Genomic DNA, 25,147 nt, shown 5'->3' on the forward strand with positions numbered 1-25,147 from the left:
GAAGCCACGGCAGTCCGTCAGCGGCCACCGGTGAGCAGCACCTCGTCCAGTACGCGCCGCAGGACCAGGGCGTCCGGCGCGACAGCGGTGACGAGTACGGCGGGCCCGGCGAGCGGAGTGAGCACCGCGGTGTCGCTCAGCACCCGGGGCCGGGCCGGTTTCTCCTCGAATTCCGGTCCCGCGATCAGAAGCTGCCCGACCGCCCGGTGGCCCCCGAGGACCGCTCCGCCGTCCCAGCCGTCCGGTGCGCCGGGGCCGTAGGAGAGTTCCTGGTCGAGCAGCGGGCGGCCGGCGCGGCGGACGGTGAGCCGGGTGAGGAGGGTGCCGGGCGGCTCGCCGTGGCGGCCGAGGATCTGCTCCTCGCGGAGCACCAGACGGCCGGTGGCGGCGAGTTCGACCCGGGTGTGCGTCCGCAGGTCGCTGCCGTGCGCCGAGATGAGCTGTTCCGGGAGCCAGCGCAGCTCCGCTCGCTCACCGACCGACAGCCGCAGGTCGTAGCGGGCGTGTCCGGCCGCCCGGCCGGTTCCGTCGCCGGCCGGGGCCGGGCGGCCGGGCAGCGCGACGGTCGCCGCGGCGGCGTCCACGGTCAGCCGGGCCCCGTCGCGTACCTCCGCCTCGATCGCGAGCCGGTCGCCGCCCAGTGGCGCGCTCATCGCGCCCACGACGGTCACCCGGGCGCCGGGGCCGAGGGCCCGGGTGCGGCGCAGCGCGAGGGGCCCGTCGCCGGTCAGTACGGGCAGCCCGGCCGGGGTCGCGACGATACGGGCGGTGGCGCGGACGCTCATGCGGTCCAGGCGGCGAGCCGCGCCAGCACCCAGTCCATCACCGGCGCCACTCCCGGCTCGCCCGGTCCGGCCTTCAACGAGGTGAAGACGACCGGGAGATCGCCGCGCTGCTCCTTGGCGTCGCGGGCCATCCGGCCGAGGTCGGAGCCCACATGGGGAGCGAGGTCCGTCTTGTTGATCACCAGCAGGTCGGCGGTGGTGACGCCGGGGCCGCCCTTGCGCGGGATGTCGTCGCCGCCCGCCACGTCGATCACGAAGATCTGGGCGTCCACCAGTCCCCGGGAGAAGGTGGCGGTGAGATTGTCGCCGCCGGACTCGACAAGGATCAGATCGAGCGGCCCGACGGCGTCCTCCAGATCCTCGACGGCTTCGAGGTTGGCGGAGATGTCGTCGCGGATCGCGGTGTGCGGACATGCTCCGGTCTCGACGGCCTGGATGCGCTCGGGCGGCAGGACGGCGTGCCGGAGGAGGAATTCGGCGTCCTCGCGGGTGTAGATGTCGTTGGTGACGACGGCGAGGGACAGCCGGTCGCGCAGGGCGCCGCAGAGCGCGGCGACGGTCGCGGTCTTGCCCGAGCCGACGGGCCCGCCCAGGCCGATGCGCAGGGCGCGCCGCCTGCCGTCGGGACGTACGGCGTCGGCGCTGACGGCGGCCGGGCCCGCGGGGGTGTGATCGAGGTGCATGGTGCGGCTCCTGTCTGGACGGTACGAGTCGGTGGCGGGGGTCGGATCAGGAGGCGAACAGCCGTACGGGCCAGGCCGCGTGGGTCTCCGCCATGATGTCGAGCAGCGGGGCGGAGGCGGCGGGCAGCGCGTCGATCCCCTCCCCTGCCGCGAGCGCGGCCCGCTCGGCGACCCGGTCGAGTTCCGGGGCGAGACGGGCGAGCACGGCGGTGGCGTCGAAGGGGTCGAGGCTGAGGAGCCGTACGGCCGCGGTGGCCGGTCCGCTGATCGTCTCGTACGCCGCGCAGTGCGCCGCGTCCTCGGGTGCGAGTCCGGCGGAGCGCGCGGTGAGGCCGAGCACGACGGGCTGGTGCGCACCGCGCGGCCGGGCCGCGGCGAGCGCGTCCAGTTCCCGGCTCGGCCAGGTGGCGCGGGCGGCCCGCATGAGCTGCCGGCCGAGTCTGCGCCCGGTCGCCCGCAGCGCGGCGGACGGGGTACGGGCGTCCGCCGCCTCGTCGAGTTCCAGCGGGTCCAGGCCCCCGGCCGCCGCGGCGGCGAGCGCCGCCGAGGTGAGCCCGGTGGTGTGCAGCCTGCCCCGGCAGAAGGCCGCCAGGTCCCGCGCGTCACGGATCCGCCCCGCCCTGACGGCCGCCTCGGCGCCACCCGAGTGGGCGTGACCGCCGGCCGGGAACCGGCCGTCGGCGAGGACGAGCAGCGCCGCGCGGCTCATCGGACACCTCGGGGAAATGGGCGCATCAGAAGAGGAAGTACCGCTGGGCGAGTGGGAGTTCGGCGGCGGGCGCCGGCTCGACGGGCTCGCCGTCGATGGTCACCGTGAAGGTGTCGGCGTCGACCTCGACACGGGGCCGGGCGTCGTTCTCCCGCATGTCGGCCTTGGTGACCCGGCGGGTGTTCCCGATCGGCTCGAATCTCTTGGCCAGGCCGAGGCGTTCGGGCAGCCCGTCCTCGATCGCCGCTTCCGCGACGAAGTTGACCGAGCCGGCCGCCGCGGCCCTGCCCAGAGCGCCGAACATCGGGCGTGGCAGTATCGGCTGCGGGGTCGGGATGGACGCGTTGGCGTCGCCCATCTGCGCGTACGCGATCTGTCCGCCCTTGATGACGAGCTGCGGTTTGACGCCGAAGAAGGCCGGCTCCCAGAGGACGAGATCGGCGAGTTTGCCGGTCTCGACCGAGCCGATCTCCCGGTCGAGTCCCTGGGCGACGGCCGGGTTGATGGTGTATTTGGCGACATAGCGGCGGGCGCGGTGGTTGTCGGCGCGGCCGTCGCCGGGCAGTGCGCCGCGGCGTTTCCTCATCACGTGCGCGGTCTGCCAGGTGCGCATGATCACCTCGCCGACGCGTCCCATGGCCTGGGAGTCGGACGAGATGATCGAGATGGCGCCGAGGTCGTGCAGGATGTCCTCGGCCGCGATGGTGGAGGGCCGGATCCGGGACTCCGCGAAGGCGAGATCCTCCGGCACCGCCGGGTTGAGGTGGTGACAGACCATCAGCATGTCGAGGTGTTCCTCGATGGTGTTGACGGTGTGCGGCCGGGTCGGGTTGGTGGAGCTGGGCAGGACATGGGGCTCCGAGACCACGGTGATGATGTCCGGCGCGTGTCCGCCGCCCGCGCCCTCGGTGTGGTAGGCGTGAATGGTGCGCCCGGCGACGGCCGCCAGGGTGTCGCCCACAAAGCCCGCCTCGTTCAGGGTGTCCGTGTGGATGGCGAGCTGGACACCGGTCTCCTCGCAGACGCTCAGACAGGCGTCGATCACGGCGGGTGTGGCGCCCCAGTCCTCATGGATCTTGAATCCGAGTGCCCCGCCGCGCAGTTGGGCACGCATCGCGTCGCGCGACATCGTGTTGCCCTTGCCGAGCAGGCCGATGTTGACCGGGAACGTCTCCAGCGCCTCGAACATCCTGGCGAGATGCCAGGAGCCCGGTGTGACGGTGGTGGCCTTGGTGCCCTCCGCGGGTCCGGTGCCTCCGCCGACGAGGGTGGTCACTCCGGTGGCGAGCGCCTGCTCGACGACGGTCGGCGAGATGAAGTGGACGTGCGCGTCGATGGCGCCCGCGGTGACGATCTTCCCGTTGCCCGCGACGACTTCGGTCTCGGGGCCGATGACCAGGTCCGGGTGGACCCCGTCCATGGTGTCGGGGTTGCCCGCCTTGCCGATCCCGGTGATCCGGCCGTCCCGGATCCCGATGTCGGCCTTGACGATCCCCCAGTGGTCGATGATCAGTGCGCCGGTGATCACGGTGTCGGGCGCGCCCTCGGCCCGGGTCGTACGGGACTGGCCCATCGACTCGCGGATCACCTTGCCGCCGCCGAAGACCGCCTCGTCACCGGCGAGTCCGGGTCCGCCCGAGCGGTCTTCCTCGATCTCGACGAACAGATCGGTGTCGGCGAGCCGGATCCGGTCGCCGGTGGTGGGTCCGAAGAGGTCGGCGTAGACGGCGCGGGAGAGCTCAGTCATCGAGGGGACCTCCGGTCTCTCCCCGCAGGCCCGGCACGGCGCGGAGACCGGCGAGGGGAACGAGTGCGATGCCGACGGGGATTCCGGGCTCGAACCGCACGGCGGTGCCGGCGGCGATGTGCAGACGTTTGCCGGTGGCCGCGGCCCGGTCGAACGCGAGTCCGGGATTGGCCTCGGCGAAGTGGTAGTGCGAGCCGACCTGGACGGGCCGGTCGGCGGTGTTGAGGACGGTGAGCCGGGTGACCTCTCGGCCCTCGTTGAGGGCGATCGCGCCCTCGGCGTAGACAATCTCTCCGGGAATCATCGGGGTCGCTCTCCCGTCAGACGATCGGGTCATGGACGGTGACGAGCTTGGTGCCGTCCGGGAAGGTGGCCTCCACCTGCACGTCGTGGATCATCTCGGGGATGCCTTCCATGACGTCCCCGCGGCCGAGCACCTGACGTCCCGACGCCATGAGTTCGGCGACGGTGCGGCCGTCCCTGGCGCCTTCGAGGATGTGCGAGGTGATCAGGGCGACCGCCTCGGGATGGTTGAGCCGCAGTCCACGCGCCCGGCGCCTGGCCGCCACGTCCGCGGCCACATGGATGAGCAGCCGTTCCTGTTCGTGCGGGGTCAGTTGCACGCTTCCACCTCATCGTCTCCGGCCCGGTGGCGGCCGGGCACAGCGGTAGTCGAGCCGGCTTCGACACTCCGTCGGGCCGCGAGCGGGCAGCTTACGGCCGGACGTCGCACGTTAGGGCGGAAGTTTTTCCGGCGCGTTAACTGATCTCCCGCTCACCTGCGGCGGCGCCGGGTCGTATACGGAGCGGAAGGGCGTGTCCGTACGGTGTCACCGTCCGTGCCCGGCCGGGACGCTCACCGCTCGGGACGCTCACCGCTCCGGGGACCCCGGCCGTCCGAGCGGTGATCCGGTTCCCGGTGTCCCTGGCGCGGCTCCGGACGGTGCTCGGCCGCGATGCCGAAGCGGCGGCGTTCGCCGGGAGCGGACGGCAGGGAGCGGATCGCCGAGACGGAACTGATCACCCGCTCCTCCGCCGCCTCCTGCTCCTTTTCGAGTCGTTCCAGGTCAGCGGCGGAGACCAGAGCGACGAGCGGCTTGCCGTGCCGGGTCACAACGACTCGCTCACCGCCGTAGACAACACGGTTGATCAGATCGGCGAGCTCTGCCCGGGCTTGCGTCACCGGAATCTCGTAGGCCATGCTCCCCATCATAACGGCCTGTACGTCCTGTACATTTTGTACAGAGACCGCGCATGAGGAGAGGTACGCCATGAACGGCCCTTCGGCCCGCCACGTCCTGCCCGAGTTCACCGAGCGCACCAGCCGGGGCATCCGCACCCTCGACCCGTACTCCAAGCTGCTGGAGGAGCGGATCATCTTTCTCGGCACCGCGGTCGACGACACCGCGGCCAACGATGTGATCGCGCAGTTCCTGCATCTGGAGTACGCCGCGCCGGACCAGGACATCTGTCTGTACATCAACTCCCCGGGCGGTTCGGTCAGCGCCATGTCGGCCATCTACGACACGATGCGGCTCGTCACCTGCGACGTGGAGACGAGCTGCCTCGGTCAGGCCGCCTCGACCGCGGCGGTGCTGCTGGCCGCCGGCACCCCGGGGAAGCGGATGGCGCTGCCCGGCGCCCGTGTCGTCCTCCAGCAGCCCGCCGTCGCGGAGCCCGTCATGGGGCAGCCGTCCGATCTGGCGATCCAGGCCGAGGAGATCCTGCGGCAGCGCTCCCTGCTGGGATCCCTGCTGGCGCGGCACACCGGCCGGAGCGCGGAGCGGATCACCGAGGACATCGCGCGGGACAAGATCTTCGACGCGGTGGCCGCCAGGGCGTACGGGCTCGTCGATCACGTGGTGCGGAACCGGAAGGCGTCCGCGGCCCTCCCCGGCCCCGGCAGCTCTCCGGGCGGGCGGTAGTCGCCGATGCTGCCACCGGAACTGCCTCCGCTGCCCGCGCTGACCCGCGCCGAGGGCGACGTCGTGGACAGCTATCTCCAGGTCGTCGACCTGCTGGGGCGGATCAATCCGGCCCGTGGCTCCGACACCTACAGCGCCCTGCGCGCCGCGCAGGCGCTGCCCGCACGGGTGGCCGCGCTGCGGGACGCGCTGACGGCGATGCACGCCAGGGGCGAGACCGAGCTGCACACGGCGACACTGGCGCGCGCGCTGCGCGTACTGGACGGGGAACGGCGGGCCGGGAGGGTCACCATGCCCCCCGGGGACGCGACTTGACGGTGTGTCCTCCCGTACGGACGCGCCCGTACGGGCACGGCTCCCTCATTCGGCCTAGCGGCGCGCGGGCCCGGATCGGGCGCTCAAGTTGCGCGAAGCGGCCGGACGCGCGAGGCGCCGCCGGTTTCCTTGCAGCTACAGGCCCTGACGAACCCCGACACTCCGTCATCAACCGTTGACCGACCACCCGTATGGGTCAGACGTGATGAGACTCACATATCGTCGTTTCGTCACCGAAACGCGCCGGTTCCGCGTCAAGATCCGTGAAACGACAAGCCCCCGCCACCTCGGCGAGGCGGTCCGGGCGGACGCTGAGTCCTGCCGCCGTACCGGATGACTGGTCGACAGGAGTGGATCGGCAGGAGTGGAGGACCCAAGCGTGACGGGACGACCGGGTTGTGGCCGTTCCTCGGGGTGAAGCCGCTTGCGCGGCCGGGCATCTTCGCCTGTCCGAACCCGACAGGTCATCCTTCACAAGCGGCTGACGAAGGGTTGAGCATGACCGCGCAGACGCATGTCCCGAATTTGCTCTCACGGACCCGTGCCGTATCGGTCCTCACACTCGCCGCCGTCGGCGGCACCATGCTGGTGCCGAGCGCCGCCGACGAGGCCAGCGCAGTCCCCGGCCACGCGACCAAGGCACTGCGGATCGCCGCTTCCAAACAGGGGTCGCCGTACCAGTACGGTGCGACCGGGCCGCATCGCTTCGACTGTTCGGGGCTGACTCTCTATTCCTTCAAGAGGGTGGGGAAGAGACTCCCGCGCACGGCCCAGCAGCAGTACAACCGGACCCGCCACATCTCACCCTCCCACCGGCGCAAGGGCGATCTGGTGTTCTTCCACTACGGGAGCAACATCTACCACGTCGGCATCTACGCCGGCCGGGGCAAGATCTGGCATTCGCCGAAGACCGGCGCCGTGGTGCGGCTGGAGCGGATCTGGTCCCGGAGCGTCTGGTACGGCCGGGTGAACTGAGGGCGCGGGGGTGCCCCCGCAGCCGAGCGCCCGCTGACGACGCGTCGGATCCACGCGCCGCCTCCCCGGGCGCTCCCACCCGTCCTGGCGGCTCCCGAGCCGGTCCCCGGATCAGATCTGACCCGGGGCCACCGTCCAGGGCAGGGTGACCCAGACCGTCTTGCCGCCCTCCGCGGTCGGGGTGACGACCAGCCGGCCGCCGTACTCGGCGGTCAGCGAACGGACGATGACCATGCCTCGGCCGTTGTCCTGCTGCACCGGCGCGGGAAGCCGCTGCGGCCAGCGCGGATGGCTGTCGGTGACACCGAGGCGCAGCTCCTCGTGACGGTCCAGCCGGATCTCCACCGTGAAGGTGGGCGACTGGCCGAGTGTGTGCTGTACGGCGTTGGTCGCCAGCTCCGAGACGATCAGCCGGACCGTGTCGACGGTCTCCGCGTCCGCGGGCAGTCCCCACTCGGTGAGCAGGTCCGCGACATATCTTCGCGCCGCGGGTACGGCCGCGGGGTCGCTCGGAAGGGTGATGGATGCCTCTTGCCGGTCTGCCATGAAGACGCCGTCCCTTTCCCGCCGGACCGGTCTCCGGCACAGAGCGGATGACTGCGCGGACGGCCTCGGACTGTGCTCCGCGTCAGACTGCCACTTGTCGGGCCGTTCACAGAGCCGATCCACCGAGATCTGCATATATCTGTCGCCCGTAGCGGTGAACTCTGCTACGCGAGACCGTATTTGAGCCCCGGAAAGATAGCTTCTCCGCCGCGCCCCCGAATGGCGCGAGCACGGGCAGACGGACAAGCGGCACGGGCAAGAGGAAGTGGTTCGGTCATGCGGCATATTCCGGCGGTACGCCGACGCAGGCTCGGTGACGAATTGCGCAGGCTGCGCCGGAGCGCGGGGCTGACGAGCGGGGAGACGGCGCGGCTGCTCGGCTGGCACCAGTCGAAGGTGAGCCGTATCGAGACGGGTGTCAGCGGGGTGAAGGACACCGACCTGGCCGGCCTGCTCGACGCGCTGCGGATCGCCGACCCCCGGCTGCGGACGCTGCTGGGCGCTCTGGCCGGCGTGCCGGGCACCGGGCCCGGATGGTGGAAGGCGTACGACGGTGTGATCCCGCCCGGTTACCGGGACTTCATCAGCCTGGAGTCCCAGGCCCGCGTCGTGCGCACCCTGGAGACCTCCGTGGTGCCGGGCCTGCTGCAGACCCCCGGCTACGCCCGTGCCGTGACACAGGCGGCGCTGGAGGGCCTGCCGGCCGCGACGGTCGACTCCCTGGTGGAGGTACGGCTCGCCCGTCAGGAGGCGCTGCGCGCGCCGAGTCCGCTGGAGCTGAACGCCGTGCTCGACGAGGCCGTGCTGCTGCGCGAGGTGGGTGGCCGGGGGGTGATGCGGGAGCAGCTACGGCGGCTGGTGGAGCTGGCCCGTCTCCCCCATGTGTGTGTACAGGTACTGCCGTTCGCCGCCGGCGGCTATGTCGGGCTCACCGGACCTTTCGTTATCTTCTCCTTTCCAGGCATTACTGATCTGGATTTGGTCGTTCTCGACCACTTGACGAATAGCCTCTATCTGGAGCGGAAAGAAGAGCTGGAGGCGTACGGCGCGGCATTCCGCACGATGCAGGCGCGTGCCCTCTCGCCCGAGGACTCTTTGGATCTCATCGCCGGGATCGGTGACGGCGCGTAGGGAGCATCATGACCGCTCGCCCCCAGGGGCTTTCCGCCCAGAACTCAGACTCCATTCCTTCCACAACTCCCCCGGTCCTGACGACCGGTTGGCGGCGCAGCAGCCGCAGTACCGGGATGAACAACTGCGTGGAGACCGCCCGCACCGGCGCGGCCGGGCTCGCCGTACGTGACTCCAAGGACGTGCGCCGCGCCCCGCTGGCCTTCTCCACGGGCGCCTGGACGTCATTCCTGTCCGCGCTGCGCGAGGAGGCACTCACCGACTGAGGGACCGCCCCGCCCGGGTCCGTAAGACTCAGCGCGGCGGTGCGGACGCCACCACCGTCCGCACCGCCGCGTCGATCTGCTGGTCCGTCAGGTCGGCGCGGGCGGTGAGCCTGATCCGGGAGATGCCGTCCGGCACCGACGGCGGCCGGAAACATCCCACGGCCAGGCCCGCGGCGCGGCAGTCCGCGGCCCAGCGCACGGCCGCCTCCGGTGACGGCGCCCGGACGGAGACCACGGCGGCGTCCGGCCGTACGGCGGTGAGCCCTTCCCCGGTCAGCCGCGCGTGCAGGGTGCGGGCGACGGCGCGCACCCGGTCCGCCCGGGCGGGCTCGCGGCGCAGCAGCCGCAGGCTCTCCAGGGCGCCGCCCACGGCGGCGGGTGCCAGGCCCGTGTCGAAGATGAAGGTCCTGGCCGCGTTGACCAGGTGGCTGATGACCCGGGCCGGCCCGAGGACCGCGCCGCCCTGGCTGCCCAGGGACTTGGAGAGGGTGACGGTGGCCACCACACCGCCCGCTCCCGCGATGCCCGCCGCGTCCAGGGCGCCCCGGCCCCCGGCGCCGAGCACACCCAGACCGTGCGCGTCGTCGACGAGCAGTGCGGCGCCCCGCGTACGGCAGACCTCGGCCAGTTCCCGCAGCGGCGCCGCGTCGCCGTCCACCGAGAACACCGCGTCGCTCACCACCAGAGCCCGCCGCCCCGGGTGTGCGTCGAGCGTCTTGCGTACGACCAGGGGCTCCGCGTGCGGCACGACGACCTTCTCGGCGCGCGAGAGCCGGCAGCCGTCCACAATCGAGGCGTGGTTTCCCGCGTCCGACACGATCAGGGAGTCCCCGGTCGTCAGCGCGGTGAGGGCGGCGAGATTGGCCGCGTATCCGGAGGAGAGGACGAGCGCGGCCTCGAACCCGCAGAAATCGGCCAGTTCGCGCTCCAGCTCGGCGTGCAACGCGGTGCTTCCTGTGACCAGCCGGGAGCCGGTGGCGCCCGCGCCCCAGCGGCGGGCGGCCGCCGCGGCGGCGCCGGTCACCGCCGGATGGCGGGCCAGGCCCAGATAGTCGTTGCTCGCCAGGTCCAGCAGGGCGGAGTCGGCCCCGCGCGGCCGGAGCGTACGGACCAGACCGGAACGCTCACGGCGCAGCGCCTCGTCCCCGGTCCACGCGAACGGATCGTCGGTCCAGCCGGGGAAATCCCGCTCCATGGGTCCCGTCCTTTTGTAGGCAGCGCACAGACCCTAACCGGGGCCGGACCGGGGCAGGGTGTGGTCATACACACACGTCGATCCGGCCGTGTTGTGGGGTTCCTCCTTTGCCGCGAGCTGTCAGGTAGGCGAGGATCAGCGCCATGGATCTGCTGAAGACGCTGGTGGAGAAGGGCCTGCGGCGCGAGCTGCCGACCCGCGAAGAAGCGCTCGCCGTGCTGGCGACCTCCGACGACGAGCTGCTCGACGTGGTGGCCGCGGCCGGGAAGGTACGCCGTGAGTGGTTCGGGCGGCGGGTGAAACTCAACTACCTGGTCAACCTCAAGTCCGGTCTGTGTCCCGAGGACTGCTCGTACTGCTCTCAGCGGCTCGGTTCCACGGCTGAGATCCTCAAGTACACCTGGCTCAAGCCCGACGAGGCGTCGAAGGCCGCGGCCGCCGGGGTGGCGGGCGGCGCGAAGCGGGTCTGTCTGGTCGCGAGCGGACGCGGCCCGACGGACCGGGACGTCGACCGGGTCTCGCGGACCATCGAGGCGATCAAGGAGCAGAACGAAGGCGTCGAGGTGTGCGCCTGCCTCGGCCTTCTCTCGGACGGGCAGGCGGAGCGGCTGCGGGCGGCGGGCGCCGACGCCTATAACCACAATCTCAATACGTCCGAGGGGACATACGGGGACATCACCACCACGCACACGTACGCCGACCGGGTCGAGACCGTGCGGCAGGCCCAGACGGCGGGCCTGTCCGCCTGCTCGGGACTCATCGCCGGGATGGGCGAGAGCGACGAGGATCTCGTCGATGTGGTCTTCTCCCTGCGCGAACTCGACCCGGACTCGGTGCCGGTCAACTTCCTGATCCCGTTCGAGGGAACTCCGCTCGCCAAGGAGTGGAACCTCACCCCGCAGCGCTGCCTGCGCATCCTGGCGATGACCCGCTTCGTCTGCCCGGACGTGGAGGTCAGGCTCGCGGGCGGACGCGAGGTGCATCTGCGCTCGATGCAGCCGCTCGCGCTCCACCTGGTCAACTCGATCTTCCTCGGTGACTATCTGACCAGCGAGGGCCAGGAGGGCAAGGCGGACCTGGAGATGATCGCGGACGCCGGCTTCGAGGTGGAGGGCGCCGACACGACGACCCTGCCGGAACACCGCGGCGGCGGCTGCGCCCCGTGTGGCGGCGGCGAGACCGCTCCGGCCGCGGGCGCCGAGGTCCCGCCGGCCCGTACGGATCTGGTGGCGGTGCGCCGCCGGGGCGCCGGTACGGATCTGGCGCCCAATGCCTGAGCTGCCACCCGCTGAACTGCTGGCCCTGGACCGGGCCCATGTCTGGCATCCGTACGGGCCCATGCCCGGCCGTGCGGAACCGCTGATCGTGGAGTCCGCGTCCGGGGTACGGCTGCGGCTCGCCGAACCGGCCCACGGCCGACGCGAGTTGGTCGACGCGATGTCGTCCTGGTGGTCCGCGATCCACGGCTACAACCACCCCGTGCTCAACGAGGCGGCTCGCGGCCAGCTCGACCGGATGAGCCATGTGATGTTCGGCGGGCTCACCCATGAGCCCGCCGTGCGGCTCGCGGCCACACTGGTCGACATCACCCCCGAACCGCTGCGCCATGTCTTCCTCACCGACTCGGGCTCCGTGTCCGTCGAGGTCGCGGTGAAGATGTGTCTGCAGTACTGGCGTTCCGCCGGCCGGCCCGCCAAGCAGCGGCTGCTGACCTGGCGGGGCGGCTATCACGGCGACACCTGGCAGCCGATGTCGGTGTGCGACCCCGACGGCGGGATGCACGGGCTGTGGCAGGGTGTGCTGCCGCGTCAGATCTTCGCCGGGGCGCCACCGGTGGAGTACGAGGAGAGCTACGCGGAGGGCCTGCGCGCGCTGATCGCCCGTCACGCCCAGGAACTGGCGGCGGTCGTCGTCGAGCCGGTGGTTCAGGGCGCGGGCGGAATGCGCTTCCACTCCCCCGCGTATCTGCGGGTCCTGCGCGAGGCCTGCGACGAGCACGACGTGCTGCTGATCCTCGACGAGATCGCCACGGGCTTCGGCCGTACGGGCACGCTCTTCGCCGCCGGGCAGGCCGGGATCTCGCCCGATGTGATGTGTGTGGGCAAGGCGCTGACCGGTGGTTATCTCACGCTGGCGGCGACGCTGTGCACCTCGCGGGTGGCCGACGGCATCTCCCGGGGCGAGGTCCCCGTGCTGGCACACGGCCCCACTTTCATGGGCAATCCGCTGGCGTCCGCGGTCGCCAACGCCTCGATCGGACTGCTGCTCGGCCAGGACTGGGAGCGGGAGGTCAAGCGGATCGGGACGGGGCTGGAGGAGGGGCTCGCGGAGGCGGCGGCCCTCCCCGGCGTACGGGATGTGCGGGTGCTGGGCGCCATCGGTGTGGTCCAGCTCGACCACGAGGTGGACATGGCGGCCGCGACCCGGGCGGCGGTGCGGGAGGGCGTCTGGCTGCGGCCGTTCCGCGATCTCGTGTACACGATGCCGCCGTATGTGACGGACGACGACGATGTCGCACGGATCTGCCGCGCGGTGACCGCGGCGGCACGGGAGGGCTGACATGCCGGTAATGATCGTGACAGGGACCGGGACGGAGATCGGCAAGACCGTCGTCACGGCCGCGGTCGCCGCCGCCGCGCTGGCGCGCGGACGTACGGTCGCGGTGCTCAAGCCCGCCCAGACCGGCGTCGGCCCCACGGCCGCCGGTGACGCGGACGAGGTGGTCAGGCTGGCCGGTCCCGTCACCGCGGTCGAACTGGCGCGCTATCCCGAGCCGTTGGCACCGGCGACCGCCGCGCGGCGGGCCGGAGCTCCGCCGGTGCGGCCGTCCGAGATCGCCGTCGCGGCCGAGAAGCTCGCCACCGACCACGATCTGGTGCTCGTCGAGGGCGCGGGCGGGCTGCTCGTACGGTTCGACGAGACGGGCGCCACGCTCGCGGACGCCGCGCGGCTGCTGCGGGCCCCGGTACTGGTGGTCGCGCCCGCCGGGCTCGGCACCCTGAACGCGACCGCGCTGACCGCGGAGGCGCTGCGCGCACGGGGACTCGATCCGCTCGGCGTGGTCATCGGAAGCTGGCCGGCCGCGCCCGATCTCGCGGCGCGCTGCAATCTGGCGGATCTGCCGGAGGCGGCGGGGGCCCCGCTGCTGGGGGCCGTACCGGAAGGAGTGGGCGCGCTGGCGCCGACGGAATTCCGGGCGAGTGCCGCGCGGTGGCTGGCGCCACGGCTGTACGGCGGATGGGACGCGGCGGCGTTCGGCGCGGAGTCCGGCCCGGAACCGGCCACCGCTCACCGGCCGGAGCGCGGAGACCGGCCGGGCCCGCGCTGAGCGGTACGGGTTCCGCTCAGCGGCTCCAGACCCGCAGTTCGTCGGCGATGGTGCGGACGTCGGCCGTACCGTCCTTGACCAGCTTGGCCAGGTCCCGCACCCGCTCGGGCGAGGTGACGACCTTCAGCCCGCTGGCGACGAGATAGCCGTAGGCCACGGCGGAGGCGAACAGCGCGTTGGACCGCTCCAGGGCCGGGACATGCAGCAGAAGCTGGAGCAGGGCGGCGGCGCGGGCGTGCGGGTCGCGGTAGACGGGGATGCCGAATATCTCCGCCTCATGGCGGCTGACCGCGGCGACGAGCGCGCCCCAGTCGGCGACCTGCGGGTCTCCGGGGGTGTTGTGCTCCGCGACCATGAGGAGCCAGGCGAGTTCGATCCGCAGGGTCACCGTGCGCCGTCACGCTCCGTGCCGAACTCCTCGGAGAAGACCGATTCGTACTGCTTCATAAAGTCGGCCGCCGCCTCGACGAACGCGCGGCCCGTCTCGCCCTCGTCATGTCTGACCAGCTCCTCGATATAGCGATTCACGCTCATCCCCCGCTGGGAGGCCCGGCGGCGGGCGGCCTCGGCGACGGTCTCGTCCACGCGTACGTTGAGCTGGGTCTTCGCCATACCACCACGCTAGCGCGATGGCGCTAGCACCGGCAAGGGCGCATACGGCGGACGCGCCCGCCCCGGCATCTCGGTGAACGCGCCCCGTACGGCCGGGCCCGGGGGCGGGCCTGGCGCGCGTCGGCGGCGCCGGAAGACGGCCACCGCCGCGGGACACGACCCTACGATGGAGCGTCACACGCCGTCGCCCCGCCTTCGCCCCGCCACCGACCGCCACCGACCGAGAGGTGTGACCGTCCGCCATGCGCGAGCCTTCCCGTCACAGCCGGTCCAGCGGGGTCCGACATCGCGCGGCCCGCATCCCGCTGACGGATCATGGCACGGAGGTGAATCGATGACCGAAGTGCTCCTTCTCCTCGTCGCGGTGGCGCTGGCGTTCCTCTGCGGCGTCTTCGTGGCGGCGGAATTCTCCCTCACCACCGTCGAGCGCGGTGATCTGGAGCAGGCCGCCGAGCGGGGCGAGCGGGGCGCCGCGGGAGCCCTGAAGGCCGTACGCAGCCTCACGTTCCAGCTCTCCGGCGCCCAGCTCGGCATCACCGCGACCAATCTCGTCGTCGGCATGCTCGCCGAGCCGTCCATCGGCCGGCTGATCCGGGGACCGGTCGAGGCCACCGGCCTCTCCCCCTCCGTCGCGTCCTCGGTCGCCCTGGTCATCGGCACGGCCCTGTCGACCGTTGTCCTGATGGTCGTCGGCGAGCTGGTCCCGAAGAACTGGGCGATCTCGTCCCCGCTGGCGGTCGCGAAGGTGGTGGCCACGCCGCAGCGGTACTTCACCATGGCCTTCCGCCCCTTCATCGCCCATCTCAACGCCACCGCGAACCGCATCGTCCGCCGGTTCGGCCTGGAGCCCACCGAGGAGCTGGCCTCCGCCCGCAGCCCCCAGGAACTGGTCGCGCTGGCCCGGCACTCCGCGAAGGAAGGAGCGCTGGAGGCGGACACCGCCGAGCTGTTCGTACGGACACTGAGCCTGTCCGCGCTGACCGCCGAGAATGTGATGACCCCGCGTGTGCAGGTGGTGGCCCTCGATGTGCACGCCACCGCGGAGGACGTCGCCAACGCCACCCGCGCCACCGGTCTGTCGCGCTTCCCCGTCTACCGGGGGACCCTCGACGCGGTCGCCGGCATCGCGCACATCAAGGACGTGCTGGCGGTCCCGGCCGCGCGACGGCCCCGGCACCCGGTGGCCGAGCTGCTGCGCGAGCCGCTGCTGGTGCCGGAGAGCCTGACCGTCGACAAACTCCTCGACCGGCTGTCCGGCGGCAGCACGATGGCCGTTGTCATCGACGAGTACGGCGGCACGGCGGGTGTGGTGACGCTGGAGGACATCGTCGAGGAGGTCGTCGGCGAGGTACGCGACGAGCACGACCCTCAGGAGACCGCCGATCTGGCCCGGGAGGGCGAGGACCCGGAGGGCAGGGCGCTCTGGTCGGCGGACGGAGCGGTACGCGCCGACCAGCTGGAGGACATCGGGCTGCGGATGCCCGAGGGGCCGTACGAGACGCTCGCCGGGTTCGTCGCCACCGAGCTGGGCCGTATCCCCTCCGAGGGGGACCACATCGAATGGGCCGGCTGGCGGATCGAGGTCGTGGACGCCAGTGGCCGGCGCGCGGCCCGGCTGCGGCTGCGCGCGCCCCGCCGAGGGGCCGACCCCTCCGGCCTCACCGACACCACCGACCGCTCCAGGGAGACCGGATGATCACCGCGGTCCAGCTTCTGGTCGGCCTGCTGACGCTTGTCGTCAACGCCTTCTTCGTCGCGTCGGAGTTCGCTCTGATCTCGGTACGCCGCAGCCAGATCGAACCGGAGGCGCAGGCGGGCAACCGGCGCGCGCGCAGTGTCATCTGGGGGCTGGAGCATGTGTCCGCGCTGCTGGCGGCGGCGCAGCTCGGTATCACCCTGTGCACGCTGGTGCTCGGTATCGTCGCCGAGCCCGCCATCGCGCATCTGCTGGAACCCCTCTTCGACGCGGTCGGCGTGCCGCACGGCGTGGTGCATCCGGTCTCGTTCGTGATCGCGCTCGTCCTGGCGACCTATCTGCACATGCTGCTGGGCGAGATGGTCCCGAAGAACGTCGCGCTGGCCGAACCGGCACGGGCCGCGCTGCTGCTCGGTCCCCCACTGGTGGGACTGGCGCGGGCGCTGCGCCCGGTCATCTTCATGGTCAACGCGTTCGCGAACGGCCTGCTGAGGCTGGTCAGGGTGGAGACCAGGGACGAGGTCTCCGCGACCTTCTCCGACGACCAGCTCTCCCGGCTGGTCACCGACGCGGGCCACGCGGGGCTGCTGGACGACCGCGCGGCCGAGCGGCTGCACGACGCGCTGGAGCTGGGGCGTCGTCCGGTGCGCGATGTGGTGATGCCGCTGGAGCAGGTGGTCTCCGTGCGGCTCGGAGTCGTTCCGGAGGAGCTGGAGGCGCTCGCGGCGCGTTCGGGCTTCTCCCGCTTCCCGGTCGTGGACTCCTCACGGCGGATCCTTGGCTACCTCCATGTGAAGGACGCGCTGGACGTGACACCGCGCGATGCGCCGATCCCGGTCCGGGCGATGCGCGAGATCGCGCGGGTGCGCGCGGCGACGCCGCTGGACGATGTCCTGACCGCGATGCGGCGCAGCCGCACCCATCTGGCCGCGGTGCTGGACGAGGACGGGAAGCTGGAAGGTCTGGTGACGATGGAGGACGTGCTGCGCGAGCTGGTGGGCCGGCACGCCTGACCCGACCCCGTCCGGCAGCCCCGCGGGCTTTTGGAACCACCCGTCCGATGGCCGGACGTACCACACGGTACGATCACTCGGCCATGGAGATGAATGCCAACTACACGAGTTTTGTCGCGGTCGGTGACTCCTTCACCGAGGGCATGTCGGACCTGCTGCCGGACGGCTCGTACCGGGGCTGGGCGGATCTGCTCGCCGCGCGTCTCGCCGCCCGTACGCCCGGCTTCCGGTACGCGAACCTCGCCGTGCGCGGCAAGCTGATGAGCCAGATACTCGACGAGCAGGTCGGCGTCGCCGCGGCGATGGCGCCGGACGTGGTGACCCTGGTCGGCGGCGGAAACGACGCTCTCCGGCCGAAGTGCGACATGGGACGGGTGCGCGGTCTCCTGGAGGAGGCCGTGGAGCGGCTGGCGCCCTCCTGCAAGCACCTGGTCCTGATGCACACCCCCGGCCGCGACGGTCCCGTGATGGAGCGCTTCCGGCCGCGGATGGAGGAGCTCTTCGCCTTTGTCGACGAGCTCGCGGTGCGGCACAACGCCCTGGTCGTCGATCTGTACGGGGAGCGTCCCCTCGGTGATCAGCGGCTGTGGGACGTCGACCGGCTGCATCTGACCGCCGAGGGCCACCGCCGGGTCGCCGAGGCCGTCTGGCAGGCGCTGGGGCAGGCCGCGGAGGACGACTGGCGCGCCGGGCTGCCCGCGGCCGTCCCCGTCCGGTGGCTGACGCGGCGCGCGAGCGACGTGCGGTTCGCGCGGCAGCATCTCGGGCCCTGGGTCATGCGCCGGATCACCGGGCGTTCCACCGGCGACGGCCGTCTGCCCAAGAGGCCGGAGCTGCTGGCCTACGAGGCGCCGGGGCAGGCCGGCGACGGGCCGTCGGGGCTCTCGTAGCGAGCCACAAACCCGGCGGCGGCGCCGACCTGCGCAAACCGCCAGTAGAATCTGCTCACGTGACTGCCGTGTCTGCGAAGCCTCGCATCCCCAATGTCCTTGCCGGCCGCTACGCCTCGGCGGAGCTGGCCGTGCTGTGGTCCCCCGAGCAGAAGGTGAAGCTGGAGCGTCAGCTCTGGCTGGCCGTGCTGCGGGCGCAGCGGGATCTCGGCATCGAGGTGCCCGAGGGCGCGATCGCCGACTACGAGCGCGTCCTCGACCAGGTCGACCTGGCGTCGATCGCCGAGCGCGAGAAGGTCACCCGCCACGATGTGAAGGCACGGATCGAGGAGTTCAACGCCCTCGCCGGCCATGAGCAGGTGCACAAGGGCATGACCTCCCGCGATCTCACGGAGAACGTCGAGCAGCTCCAGATCCGGCTCTCGCTGGAGCTGATGCGGGACCGCACGGTCGCGGTGCTCGCCCGCCTCGGGAAGCTCGCCGGTGAGTACGGGGAGCTGGTCATGGCCGGCCGCTCGCACAATGTCGCCGCGCAGGCCACCACCCTCGGCAAGCGTTTCGCGACGGCAGCCGACGAGCTGCTGGTGGCGTACGGACGCCTGGAGGACCTGCTGGACCGCTACCCGCTGCGCGGGATCAAGGGTCCGGTCGGCACCGCCCAGGACATGCTGGACCTGCTGGGCGGGGACACCGCGAAGCTGGCGGAGCTGGAGCGGCGCATCGCGGGCCATCTCGGCTTCGCCCAGGCGTTCATCTCGGTCGGCCAGGTCTATCCGCGCTCGCTCGACTACGACGTGGTGACCGCGCTGGTGCAGCTCGCCGCGGCGCCTTCCTCGGTCGCGAAGACGATCCGGCTGATGGCCGGGCACGAGCTGGTCACCGAGGGTTTCAAGCCCGGCCAGGTCGGCTCCTCCGCGATGCCGCACAAGATGAACACCCGTTCCTGCGAGCGGGTCAACGGCCTGATGGTGATCCTGCGCGGCTACGCGTCGATGACCGGTGAGCTGGCGGGCGACCAGTGGAACGAGGGGGACGTCTCGTGCTCCGTGGTCCGCAGGGTGGCGCTGCCCGACGCGTTCTTCGCGTTCGACGGGCTGCTGGAGACCTTCCTGACGGTCCTGGACGAGTTCGGCGCGTTCCCGGCGGTCGTGGCGCGTGAGCTGGACCGCTATCTGCCGTTCCTCGCGACGACGAAGATGCTGATGGGCGCGGTGCGCGCGGGAGTGGGCCGGGAGGTGGCGCACGAGGTCATCAAGGAGCACGCGGTGGCGTCGGCGCTGGCGATGCGCGAGCAGGGCGCCGAGCGCAATGAGCTGCTGGACCGGCTCGCCGCCGACGCGCGTATGCCGCTCGACCGGGGTCAGCTCGACGCGCTGATGGCGGACAAGCTGTCCTTCACCGGCGCCGCGGAGGACCAGATCGCGACCCTGGTCTCGCGTATCGACGAGATCGTGAAGCAGCACCCGGAGGCCGCGGGGTACACGCCGGGGTCGATCCTTTGACCGTGCGGACCGGGGCGCGGGCGGGTCGGCGGGGCGGGGGAACGCGTCGGCTGCCGTTCCGGCCGGCGGGCCGGAGGGCGGTCTCCGGATGAGGCCGGAGGAACTGGAGGCGGCCCGTGACCGGGTGCTCCCCGATGTGGTCGCGGACAGGCTGCGGGTGCTGTTCTGCGGTATCAACCCCGGCCTGATGTCGGCGGCGACGGGCCATCACTTCGCCCGTCCCGGCAACCGTTTCTGGCCGGTCCTGCATCTCTCCGGCTTCACGCCGCGACAGCTCGCGCCGGCCGAGCAGGACGAGCTGCCCGCGTACGGCCTCGGTATCACCAATGTCGCGGCGCGGGCGACGGCGCGGGCCGACGAGCTGAGCGCCGCCGAATACCAGGAGGGCGGCCGGCTCCTCGCCGCCAAGGTGATCCGGCTGCGGCCACGCTGGCTGGCCGTGGTCGGCGTCACCGCGTACCGGGCCGCCTTCGACGACCGGAAGGCGCGGATCGGCCCGCAGCAGCGGACGATCGGGGACACCCGGATATGGGTCCTGCCCAACCCGAGCGGGCTCAACGCGCACTGGTCGACGGCGGCGATGGCGGAGGAGTACGGCAGGCTGCGCGCGGAAGCCGAACGCCCCTGAGAGGGGCGGGTCCCCGCGCGGCCCTACGGGGGGTCCGTCACCGTCACCGCGGCGACCAGGCGGAACGGCCGGTCCCCCGTCCCGCCTGCCAGGCCCACCGCGAGCCAGCGGTCACCCGTACGCCACAGTCGCAGCCAGGGCACCCCGCTGCTCAACTCCCGCCAGGGCTCCGGTATCTCCTCCCCCTCGCCGCCCCGGACCAGGCCACTCCAGAGACTGATGTACTGCGGCTCGCCGAAGCGCGCGGTGAGGATCTCCGCCAGCGCGGTGTGCTCGGCCGCGTACTGATCGGCGTCCGCCGCCGAGTGGGCGCCGCCGTCCCCGCAGCCGCCGTCCTGTAAGCCGCCGGCTCCGGGCAGTTCGGCGAGGTGATAGCCCGGTCCGCTCGTGCCCGCCTCGGACGGGCCGCGCTCCGCCGGGAATTCACGGACGCGCAGCCGCTCTATGACGGCGAGATGCTGTGCGGTGGTCATAGGGCCAGTAAACCCCCGGCCACTGACAATTGGCGGCCCGTCAGGCGAACGGGACCGGGAGCGGCCTGACCGGGAGCGGACGGAACCCGCCCGCACCCGGTCAGGTGCGCCCGGTCCCGTTCGCTCAGTCCGTCACCCGGCGCAGCCGTACGACCGGGATGTCCCTGTCGGTCTTCTTCTGGTAGTCCGCGTAGGGCGGGAACACGTCCACAAGTCCCGGCCAGACCCGGGCCTTCTCCTCCGGCGACAGCGTCTCCGCCCGCGCGCTGAAGCGTTCTGCGCCGACCTGGACCCGTACGTCGGGCTCGGACTCCAGATTGACGTACCAGAGCGGATGCGTGTCCGCGCCGCCCTTGGACGCCACGAGCAGGACGTCGTCACCGTCACGCCCGTAGATCAGCACGGTCCTGCGCCACACCCCGGTGCGCCGGCCGCGGTAGTCGAGCAGCAGGCACGGCGCGCCCTGCAGGGTGCCGCCGCGAGCGCCGTCTGACTCCTCGTACTCCCTGGCCTGCCGGGCCACCCAGTCCTGGGGGCTGACCACGACTTCTTCGTCCTGTGCCATCTCGGCTCCTCCGCTCGTACGTCGCCAACGCGCTTCAGCGTAAGACCTTCCCAACCCCGTGGCACTCGCCCCTCGCCGCGCCGCCGACCAGCGAGTAGCATCCGCCAGACACGCACGAGCTGGGAGGACATACCGTGGGGCGGCTGACCGGCGGAGACCCTTCTCTCCTGCGGCGGATCAACTCCGCGGTGGTGCTGCATGCCCTGCGGGGCGCGGGCTCCCTCACGCTCACGGATCTGACCCGGATCACCGGGCTGTCTCGGCCGACGGTCGAGGGCGTGGTGGAGGGGCTGATGGAAGCGGGCCTGGTCGTCGAGTCCGCTCCGGAGGAGGGCGAGGCCCGTAAACAGGGCCGCCCGGCACGGCGGTTCCGGTTCCGGGCGGAGGCCGGACATCTGCTGGGCATCGAGATCGGCCCGCACCGGGTGGCCGCGCTGCTCTCCGGACTGGACGGCCGGATCATCGGCGCCGGGACGCGCGAGGTCTCGGAGACGGCCGACGCGGACGAGCGCCTGGAGCGGGTCCGGCTCGCCGTCGCCGATGTGCTGCGGCGCGCGGGGGTGCCACGCAGTTCGCTGCGCGCGGTCGGGGTCGGCAGCCCCGGCATCGTGGAGGCCGACGGGACCGTACGGCTCGGCACCGCGCTCCCGCAGTGGACGGGGCTGGCGCTCGGTGAGCGGCTGCGACGCTCCTTCCGCTGCCCGGTGCTGGTGGAGAACGACGCCAACGCCGCCGCCGTCGCCGAGCAGTGGAAGGGCGCCGCCACCGACTCCGACGACATCGTCTTCGTGCTGGCCGGACTGAGCCCCGGGGCCGGTGCCCTGATCGGCGGACGGCTGCACCGCGGCTTCGGCGGAGCGGCAGGAGAGATCGGTGCGCTGCATCTGCTGGGCCGTGATGTGACGCCGGAGAAGCTGCTGTCGACCACCGACGAGCCGCTCCACCCGCTCGACGAGCAGGCGGTGGCCAAGGTCTTCGCCCATGCCCGGGAAGGAGACATCGGCGCACAGGAGGCTGTCGAGCGGTTCACCAAGCGGCTGGTGCACGATGTGGCGGCGCTGGTACTGGCGCTGGACCCGGAAGTGGTGGTGATCGGCGGCTGGGCGGCCGGGCTCGACGGTGTGCTCGACCCGCTGCGCGACAATCTCTCCCGCTTCTGTCTCCGGCCGCCGCGGGTCACACTGTCGCTGCTCGGGGAGGCGGCGGTGGCCACCGGCGCGCTGCGGCTGGCCCTCGACCATGTCGAGGAGCAGCTCTTCGCGGTGGACGGAACGGTGACGGCCCGCCGCTGAGCGGCGGGCCGTGCGGGTCGGGCGCGTGGCGGGTGTCCCAAGGACCGCCGTTCAGGACGCCTGCCGCTCCTGCGGGTGGTCGCTGATCTCCAGATCGCCGGAGTCCCCGAAGGTGAGCCGGCAGGTGTCGGCGCGGTAGGTGGCGACCGAGACGGCGGCGGTACGCCCCTCGACGACATAACGCGTCGTGACCACCAGGACCGGGGCGCCGGGGAGCCGGTCCAGCTCCTTGGCGTCGTCCGCGCGGGCCGAGCCCAGCTCCACCGCGCGGTCCTGGCCGTCGAGGCCGAGACGCCGCAGTTCACGCAGGACGGCGCGGGCGCGGGCGGGTCCGGAGGGCGCGTCGATGGCCGACAGCTCGGGAACGGAGGACGGCGGTACGTAGAGCAGCTCGGCCGCCACCGACTGGCCGTGGGTGACGCGGATCCTGCGGACGGTGTGCACGTCTTCACCGGTGCCCGTCTCCAGGAGGCGGGCGATCGCGGCGGGCGCGGGCGCCGTGGCGCAGTCGACCGGCTGCCAGGCGTCATTGGTGGTGCCCGGCCATTCGTGCTGGGTGGTGGAGACGTCCACACCCACCCGCGGCGGTGCGACGGTCGTACCGACACCGCGGCGGCGCTGGAGCCGGCCCTCCAGCTCAAGCTGTTCGAGCGCCTGCCTGAGCGTGGCGCGGGCCACCCCGAAACGAGCGGCCAGCTCACGCTCGTTGGGCAGGATCTCCCCCACCGCGAAATCGCTGTCGAGAGCCTCGCCGAGCACGGTCTTGAGATGCCAGTACTTCGGCTCCGGCACTGTTTCGAGCTGCGTGGTCCCCACCCTGATCCTCCGCAATCGCCGTGTCCCCGGCGGGTTTTCCGTGCCCTTGTTTATTAAAGGTTCCTGCACTAACTACCGACCATAGGACGGCTCTTCCCGTTGGTCAAGACCAATCCTGCGCCGGTTACCCAGAGAAATCGCGTCAGGACGCAGGGCGTTCACAGGACGTTCGTACGTCGCCGGGCCTCGGCGGGCAAGGGCGCCGGGCTGGGTGCCGGCGCGCGGAATCCACGGGGGTTGTTCATCCCGGGTTCGCGCCCCGGCCGTTGCCGGGGGCCGGGGCCTTTCGTTTGGATCGTGCCGGAAGACGCGAGCCAGGCGCCCGACCGGGGCATGGATCCCAGCACCCCGTTCCCGCCCCACCCCCACCCACCACGCGTGCAGGAGGCTTCTCGATGTCGCCCAACTCTCCTACCGATCACGGCCGTTCCGGGTCCGGCGAGGCCCTGGGGCCCGCGGGTACCGGCGCTCCCGGCCGTCGCGGTGTGCTGCGCGGTTCGCTCGCCGTCTCGGCGGCGCTGGCGCTGCCCGCCGGCGTCGTGACCGCCGCCCCGGCGCAGGCCCTGTCCGGCCGGCCGCGCGCCCTCTGGGGTGTGCAGACCGGTGATGTCACCTCTTCGTCGGCGCTGGTGTGGGTCCGTGCCGACCGGCCCGCCAGGATGATCGTGGAGACCTCGGCCACCGAGTCGTTCCGCCGTTCGCGCCGGTGGTACGGCCCGCTGCTCGGCCCCGTCACCGACTTCACCGGCACGGTCGCGCTGCGCGGTCTGCCCGCCGGCGAGCAGGTGCACTACCGGGTGACGCCGGCCGACCCCGAGGACCCCCGCCGTACCGGGGAGCCGGTGTACGGAACCTTCCGTACCGCCCCGGCGAAGCGCGGCGGGCGGGTCCGGTTCGTCTGGTCGGGCGATGTCGCGGGACAGGGCTGGGGCATCAACCCGGACATCGGCGGCTATCGCGTGTACGAGGAGATGCGCCGGCTCAACCCCGACTTCTTCCTGTGCAGCGGGGACACCATCTACGCGGACGGTGTGATCGAACCGAGCGTGACGCTGCCCGACGGCCGGGTCTGGCGCAACATCACCACCGTGGAGAAGTCCAAGGTGGCGGAGACCCTGGACGAGTACCGCGGCAACTTCCGCTACAACCTCCTCGACGCGAATCTGAGGTCCTTCAACTCGCAGGTCCCGGCGATCATTCAGTGGGACGACCACGAGGTGCGCAACAACTGGTATCCGGGGCAGATCCTCGACGACGACCGCTACACCGAGAAGAACGTCGATGTGCTGGCCGTCCGCTCGACGCGGGCGTTTCGCGAGTACTTCCCGGTGTCGGCGCCGCAGACGCGCGGCACGGACCGGCGGGTGCACCGGGTGGTGCATCACGGTCCGCTGCTCGATGTGTTCGTCCTCGACATGCGGTCGTACCGCAACGCCAACTCACCCGGACGGCAGGCCGACGACACCACCGGCATCCTGGGCGCCGAACAGCTCCGCTGGCTCAAGCGAGAGCTGTCGCGCTCGCGCGCGGTGTGGAAGGTGATCGCCGCCGACATGCCGATCGGGCTGGTCGTGCCGGACGGTACGGAGAACATCGAGGCGATCGCGCAGGGCGACCCCGGTGTCCCGCTCGGCCGGGAGCTCCAGATCGCGGAGCTGCTGCGGTACATCAAGCACCGCCGGATCACCGGCACACTGTGGCTGACGGCGGACGTCCACCACACCTCCGCGCAGCACTACGACCCGTCACGGGCCGCCTTCAAGGACTTCGCGCCGTTCTGGGAGTTCGTGTCGGGCCCGCTTGCCGCGGGACAGTTCCAGGCCAGCGCCCTGGACGGCACGTTCGGCCCGGAGCGGGTCTATGTGAAGGCCCCGGACCGGGCCAATGTCTCGCCCATGGAGGCACCGCAGCTCTTCGGCGAGGTGGACATCGACGGCGGCAGCGGAGAGCTGACGGTCCGGCTGCGGGCCGAGGGCGGCACGGTGCTGTTCACCAAGGTCCTCCAGCCCGGGAAGGTCGGGCAGTAGGGGCCGTCCCGCGGGGTCCCCGGCGGCC

29 protein-coding genes and 1 riboswitch are annotated in these 25,147 nt (G+C 71.9%); of the genes, 15 read left to right on the forward strand and 14 right to left on the reverse strand.

Annotated features, from left to right (window positions below):
* Positions 1-17: 17 nt before the first annotated feature.
* The 7 genes from ABZ707_RS26155 to ABZ707_RS26185 all read right to left on the reverse strand — a co-directional run bounded on the left by ABZ707_RS26155 (position 18) and on the right by ABZ707_RS26185 (position 5,125).
* Positions 18-785 (reverse strand): urease accessory protein UreD, encoded by a 768-nt coding sequence (locus ABZ707_RS26155; protein WP_360179476.1) that lies wholly within the window; start codon positions 783-785, stop codon positions 18-20.
* Positions 782-1,468 (reverse strand): urease accessory protein UreG, encoded by a 687-nt coding sequence (ureG, locus tag ABZ707_RS26160; protein ID WP_360179478.1) that lies wholly within the window; start codon positions 1,466-1,468, stop codon positions 782-784. Before ureG ends, ABZ707_RS26155 begins: the two co-directional genes overlap by 4 nt.
* Before the next feature lie 46 nt (positions 1,469-1,514).
* A complete protein-coding gene (locus ABZ707_RS26165; protein WP_360179480.1) occupies positions 1,515-2,177 on the reverse strand; it encodes an urease accessory UreF family protein in 663 nt (220 codons plus the stop codon).
* Between the two features lie 25 nt (positions 2,178-2,202).
* Entirely contained in the window at positions 2,203-3,924 is a 1,722-nt protein-coding gene (locus ABZ707_RS26170) for an urease subunit alpha (protein ID WP_360179482.1), read from the reverse strand.
* On the reverse strand, positions 3,917-4,228 hold the full coding sequence (locus ABZ707_RS26175; RefSeq protein ID WP_360179484.1) for an urease subunit beta: 312 nt from the start codon (positions 4,226-4,228) through the stop codon (positions 3,917-3,919). The genes ABZ707_RS26170 and ABZ707_RS26175 overlap by 8 nt, the downstream gene beginning before the upstream one ends.
* A 16-nt stretch (positions 4,229-4,244) precedes the next feature.
* The gene (locus tag ABZ707_RS26180) at positions 4,245-4,547 is read right to left on the reverse strand and encodes an urease subunit gamma (RefSeq protein WP_360179486.1); all 303 of its coding nucleotides are present in this window, start codon (positions 4,545-4,547) and stop codon (positions 4,245-4,247) included.
* 233 nt (positions 4,548-4,780) lie between these two features.
* Positions 4,781-5,125 carry a type II toxin-antitoxin system Phd/YefM family antitoxin gene (locus ABZ707_RS26185; RefSeq protein WP_360179488.1) on the reverse strand — a complete coding sequence of 115 codons (345 nt, stop codon included), beginning with the start codon at positions 5,123-5,125 and terminating at the stop codon, positions 4,781-4,783.
* A gap of 70 nt (positions 5,126-5,195) precedes the next feature.
* On the opposite strand from ABZ707_RS26185, the gene ABZ707_RS26190 reads away from it, so the two are divergent.
* The 3 genes from ABZ707_RS26190 to ABZ707_RS26200 all read left to right on the forward strand — a co-directional run bounded on the left by ABZ707_RS26190 (position 5,196) and on the right by ABZ707_RS26200 (position 7,139).
* On the forward strand, positions 5,196-5,849 hold the full coding sequence (locus ABZ707_RS26190) for an ATP-dependent Clp protease proteolytic subunit (protein ID WP_360179490.1): 654 nt from the start codon (positions 5,196-5,198) through the stop codon (positions 5,847-5,849).
* Positions 5,850-5,855: 6 nt separating this feature from the next.
* Positions 5,856-6,164 (forward strand): hypothetical protein, encoded by a 309-nt coding sequence (locus ABZ707_RS26195; RefSeq protein WP_360179492.1) that lies wholly within the window; start codon positions 5,856-5,858, stop codon positions 6,162-6,164.
* A 309-nt stretch (positions 6,165-6,473) separates the two neighbouring features.
* Positions 6,474-6,660: riboswitch (cyclic di-AMP (ydaO/yuaA leader) on the forward strand.
* A gap of 2 nt (positions 6,661-6,662) precedes the next feature.
* Positions 6,663-7,139 carry a C40 family peptidase gene (locus tag ABZ707_RS26200; RefSeq protein ID WP_360179494.1) on the forward strand — a complete coding sequence of 159 codons (477 nt, stop codon included), beginning with the start codon at positions 6,663-6,665 and terminating at the stop codon, positions 7,137-7,139.
* Between the two features lie 111 nt (positions 7,140-7,250).
* Here the strand turns inward: ABZ707_RS26200 and ABZ707_RS26205 are convergent, their stop codons facing one another.
* Positions 7,251-7,685, reverse strand: coding sequence for an ATP-binding protein (locus ABZ707_RS26205; protein WP_360179496.1), 435 nt, complete (start codon positions 7,683-7,685; stop codon positions 7,251-7,253).
* Between the two features lie 276 nt (positions 7,686-7,961).
* Between ABZ707_RS26205 and ABZ707_RS26210 the strand changes: the two genes are divergently transcribed.
* Both ABZ707_RS26210 and ABZ707_RS26215 read left to right on the forward strand, forming a co-directional pair.
* Positions 7,962-8,816 (forward strand): helix-turn-helix transcriptional regulator, encoded by an 855-nt coding sequence (locus ABZ707_RS26210; RefSeq protein ID WP_360179498.1) that lies wholly within the window; start codon positions 7,962-7,964, stop codon positions 8,814-8,816.
* A gap of 8 nt (positions 8,817-8,824) precedes the next feature.
* Positions 8,825-9,082 (forward strand): DUF397 domain-containing protein, encoded by a 258-nt coding sequence (locus tag ABZ707_RS26215; RefSeq protein WP_360179500.1) that lies wholly within the window; start codon positions 8,825-8,827, stop codon positions 9,080-9,082.
* Positions 9,083-9,110: 28 nt separating this feature from the next.
* On the opposite strand, the gene ABZ707_RS26220 is transcribed toward ABZ707_RS26215, so the two are convergent.
* A complete protein-coding gene (locus tag ABZ707_RS26220; protein ID WP_360179502.1) occupies positions 9,111-10,277 on the reverse strand; it encodes an 8-amino-7-oxononanoate synthase in 1,167 nt (388 codons plus the stop codon).
* A 143-nt stretch (positions 10,278-10,420) separates the two neighbouring features.
* Here ABZ707_RS26220 and bioB point away from each other — a divergent pair, with 143 nt between their 5' ends.
* Genes bioB through bioD form a run of 3 tightly spaced genes read left to right on the forward strand, consistent with a single transcriptional unit; the run spans position 10,421 to position 13,605 of the window.
* Positions 10,421-11,554 carry a biotin synthase BioB gene (gene bioB / locus ABZ707_RS26225; protein WP_360179504.1) on the forward strand — a complete coding sequence of 378 codons (1,134 nt, stop codon included), beginning with the start codon at positions 10,421-10,423 and terminating at the stop codon, positions 11,552-11,554.
* Positions 11,547-12,836, forward strand: coding sequence for an adenosylmethionine--8-amino-7-oxononanoate transaminase (locus ABZ707_RS26230; RefSeq protein ID WP_360179506.1), 1,290 nt, complete (start codon positions 11,547-11,549; stop codon positions 12,834-12,836). The genes bioB and ABZ707_RS26230 overlap by 8 nt, the downstream gene beginning before the upstream one ends.
* 1 nt (position 12,837) lies before the next feature.
* Positions 12,838-13,605 carry a dethiobiotin synthase gene (bioD, locus tag ABZ707_RS26235; protein WP_360179508.1) on the forward strand — a complete coding sequence of 256 codons (768 nt, stop codon included), beginning with the start codon at positions 12,838-12,840 and terminating at the stop codon, positions 13,603-13,605.
* 16 nt (positions 13,606-13,621) lie between these two features.
* Here bioD and ABZ707_RS26240 read toward each other — a convergent pair whose 3' ends face one another.
* Together ABZ707_RS26240 and ABZ707_RS26245 are read right to left on the reverse strand one after the other, a co-directional pair.
* Positions 13,622-13,993 carry a fic family toxin-antitoxin system, toxin component gene (locus ABZ707_RS26240; RefSeq protein ID WP_319682326.1) on the reverse strand — a complete coding sequence of 124 codons (372 nt, stop codon included), beginning with the start codon at positions 13,991-13,993 and terminating at the stop codon, positions 13,622-13,624.
* On the reverse strand, positions 13,990-14,217 hold the full coding sequence (locus ABZ707_RS26245; RefSeq protein WP_360179510.1) for an antitoxin: 228 nt from the start codon (positions 14,215-14,217) through the stop codon (positions 13,990-13,992). The genes ABZ707_RS26240 and ABZ707_RS26245 overlap by 4 nt, the downstream gene beginning before the upstream one ends.
* 334 nt (positions 14,218-14,551) lie before the next feature.
* On the opposite strand from ABZ707_RS26245, the gene ABZ707_RS26250 reads away from it, so the two are divergent.
* The 5 genes from ABZ707_RS26250 to mug all read left to right on the forward strand — a co-directional run bounded on the left by ABZ707_RS26250 (position 14,552) and on the right by mug (position 19,946).
* Positions 14,552-15,913, forward strand: a complete 1,362-nt coding sequence (locus ABZ707_RS26250) for a hemolysin family protein (protein WP_360179512.1) — start codon at positions 14,552-14,554, stop codon at positions 15,911-15,913.
* Positions 15,913-16,926, forward strand: coding sequence for a hemolysin family protein (locus ABZ707_RS26255; protein ID WP_360179604.1), 1,014 nt, complete (start codon positions 15,913-15,915; stop codon positions 16,924-16,926). Before ABZ707_RS26250 ends, ABZ707_RS26255 begins: the two co-directional genes overlap by 1 nt.
* Before the next feature lie 83 nt (positions 16,927-17,009).
* Positions 17,010-17,816, forward strand: coding sequence for an SGNH/GDSL hydrolase family protein (locus ABZ707_RS26260; RefSeq protein WP_360179514.1), 807 nt, complete (start codon positions 17,010-17,012; stop codon positions 17,814-17,816).
* A 59-nt stretch (positions 17,817-17,875) separates the two neighbouring features.
* Positions 17,876-19,318, forward strand: coding sequence for an adenylosuccinate lyase (gene purB / locus ABZ707_RS26265; protein WP_360179516.1), 1,443 nt, complete (start codon positions 17,876-17,878; stop codon positions 19,316-19,318).
* An 88-nt stretch (positions 19,319-19,406) separates the two neighbouring features.
* Positions 19,407-19,946, forward strand: a complete 540-nt coding sequence (mug, locus tag ABZ707_RS26270) for a G/U mismatch-specific DNA glycosylase (RefSeq protein WP_360179518.1) — start codon at positions 19,407-19,409, stop codon at positions 19,944-19,946.
* Positions 19,947-19,969: 23 nt separating this feature from the next.
* Here mug and ABZ707_RS26275 read toward each other — a convergent pair whose 3' ends face one another.
* On the reverse strand, positions 19,970-20,419 hold the full coding sequence (locus ABZ707_RS26275) for a hypothetical protein (protein ID WP_360179520.1): 450 nt from the start codon (positions 20,417-20,419) through the stop codon (positions 19,970-19,972).
* 124 nt (positions 20,420-20,543) lie between these two features.
* A complete protein-coding gene (locus ABZ707_RS26280) occupies positions 20,544-20,984 on the reverse strand; it encodes a nitroreductase family deazaflavin-dependent oxidoreductase (protein WP_360179522.1) in 441 nt (146 codons plus the stop codon).
* Between the two features lie 134 nt (positions 20,985-21,118).
* Between ABZ707_RS26280 and ABZ707_RS26285 the strand changes: the two genes are divergently transcribed.
* On the forward strand, positions 21,119-22,276 hold the full coding sequence (locus ABZ707_RS26285) for an ROK family transcriptional regulator (RefSeq protein WP_360179524.1): 1,158 nt from the start codon (positions 21,119-21,121) through the stop codon (positions 22,274-22,276).
* Between the two features lie 51 nt (positions 22,277-22,327).
* On the opposite strand, the gene ABZ707_RS26290 is transcribed toward ABZ707_RS26285, so the two are convergent.
* The gene (locus tag ABZ707_RS26290) at positions 22,328-23,092 is read right to left on the reverse strand and encodes a GntR family transcriptional regulator (RefSeq protein ID WP_360179526.1); all 765 of its coding nucleotides are present in this window, start codon (positions 23,090-23,092) and stop codon (positions 22,328-22,330) included.
* A gap of 395 nt (positions 23,093-23,487) precedes the next feature.
* On the opposite strand from ABZ707_RS26290, the gene ABZ707_RS26295 reads away from it, so the two are divergent.
* The gene (locus ABZ707_RS26295; protein WP_360179528.1) at positions 23,488-25,119 is read left to right on the forward strand and encodes an alkaline phosphatase D family protein; all 1,632 of its coding nucleotides are present in this window, start codon (positions 23,488-23,490) and stop codon (positions 25,117-25,119) included.
* The last annotated feature ends 28 nt before the right edge of the window (positions 25,120-25,147 follow it).

This window comes from Streptomyces sp. NPDC006923 (genome assembly GCF_040635655.1).
Lineage (GTDB): Bacteria > Actinomycetota > Actinomycetes > Streptomycetales > Streptomycetaceae > Streptomyces.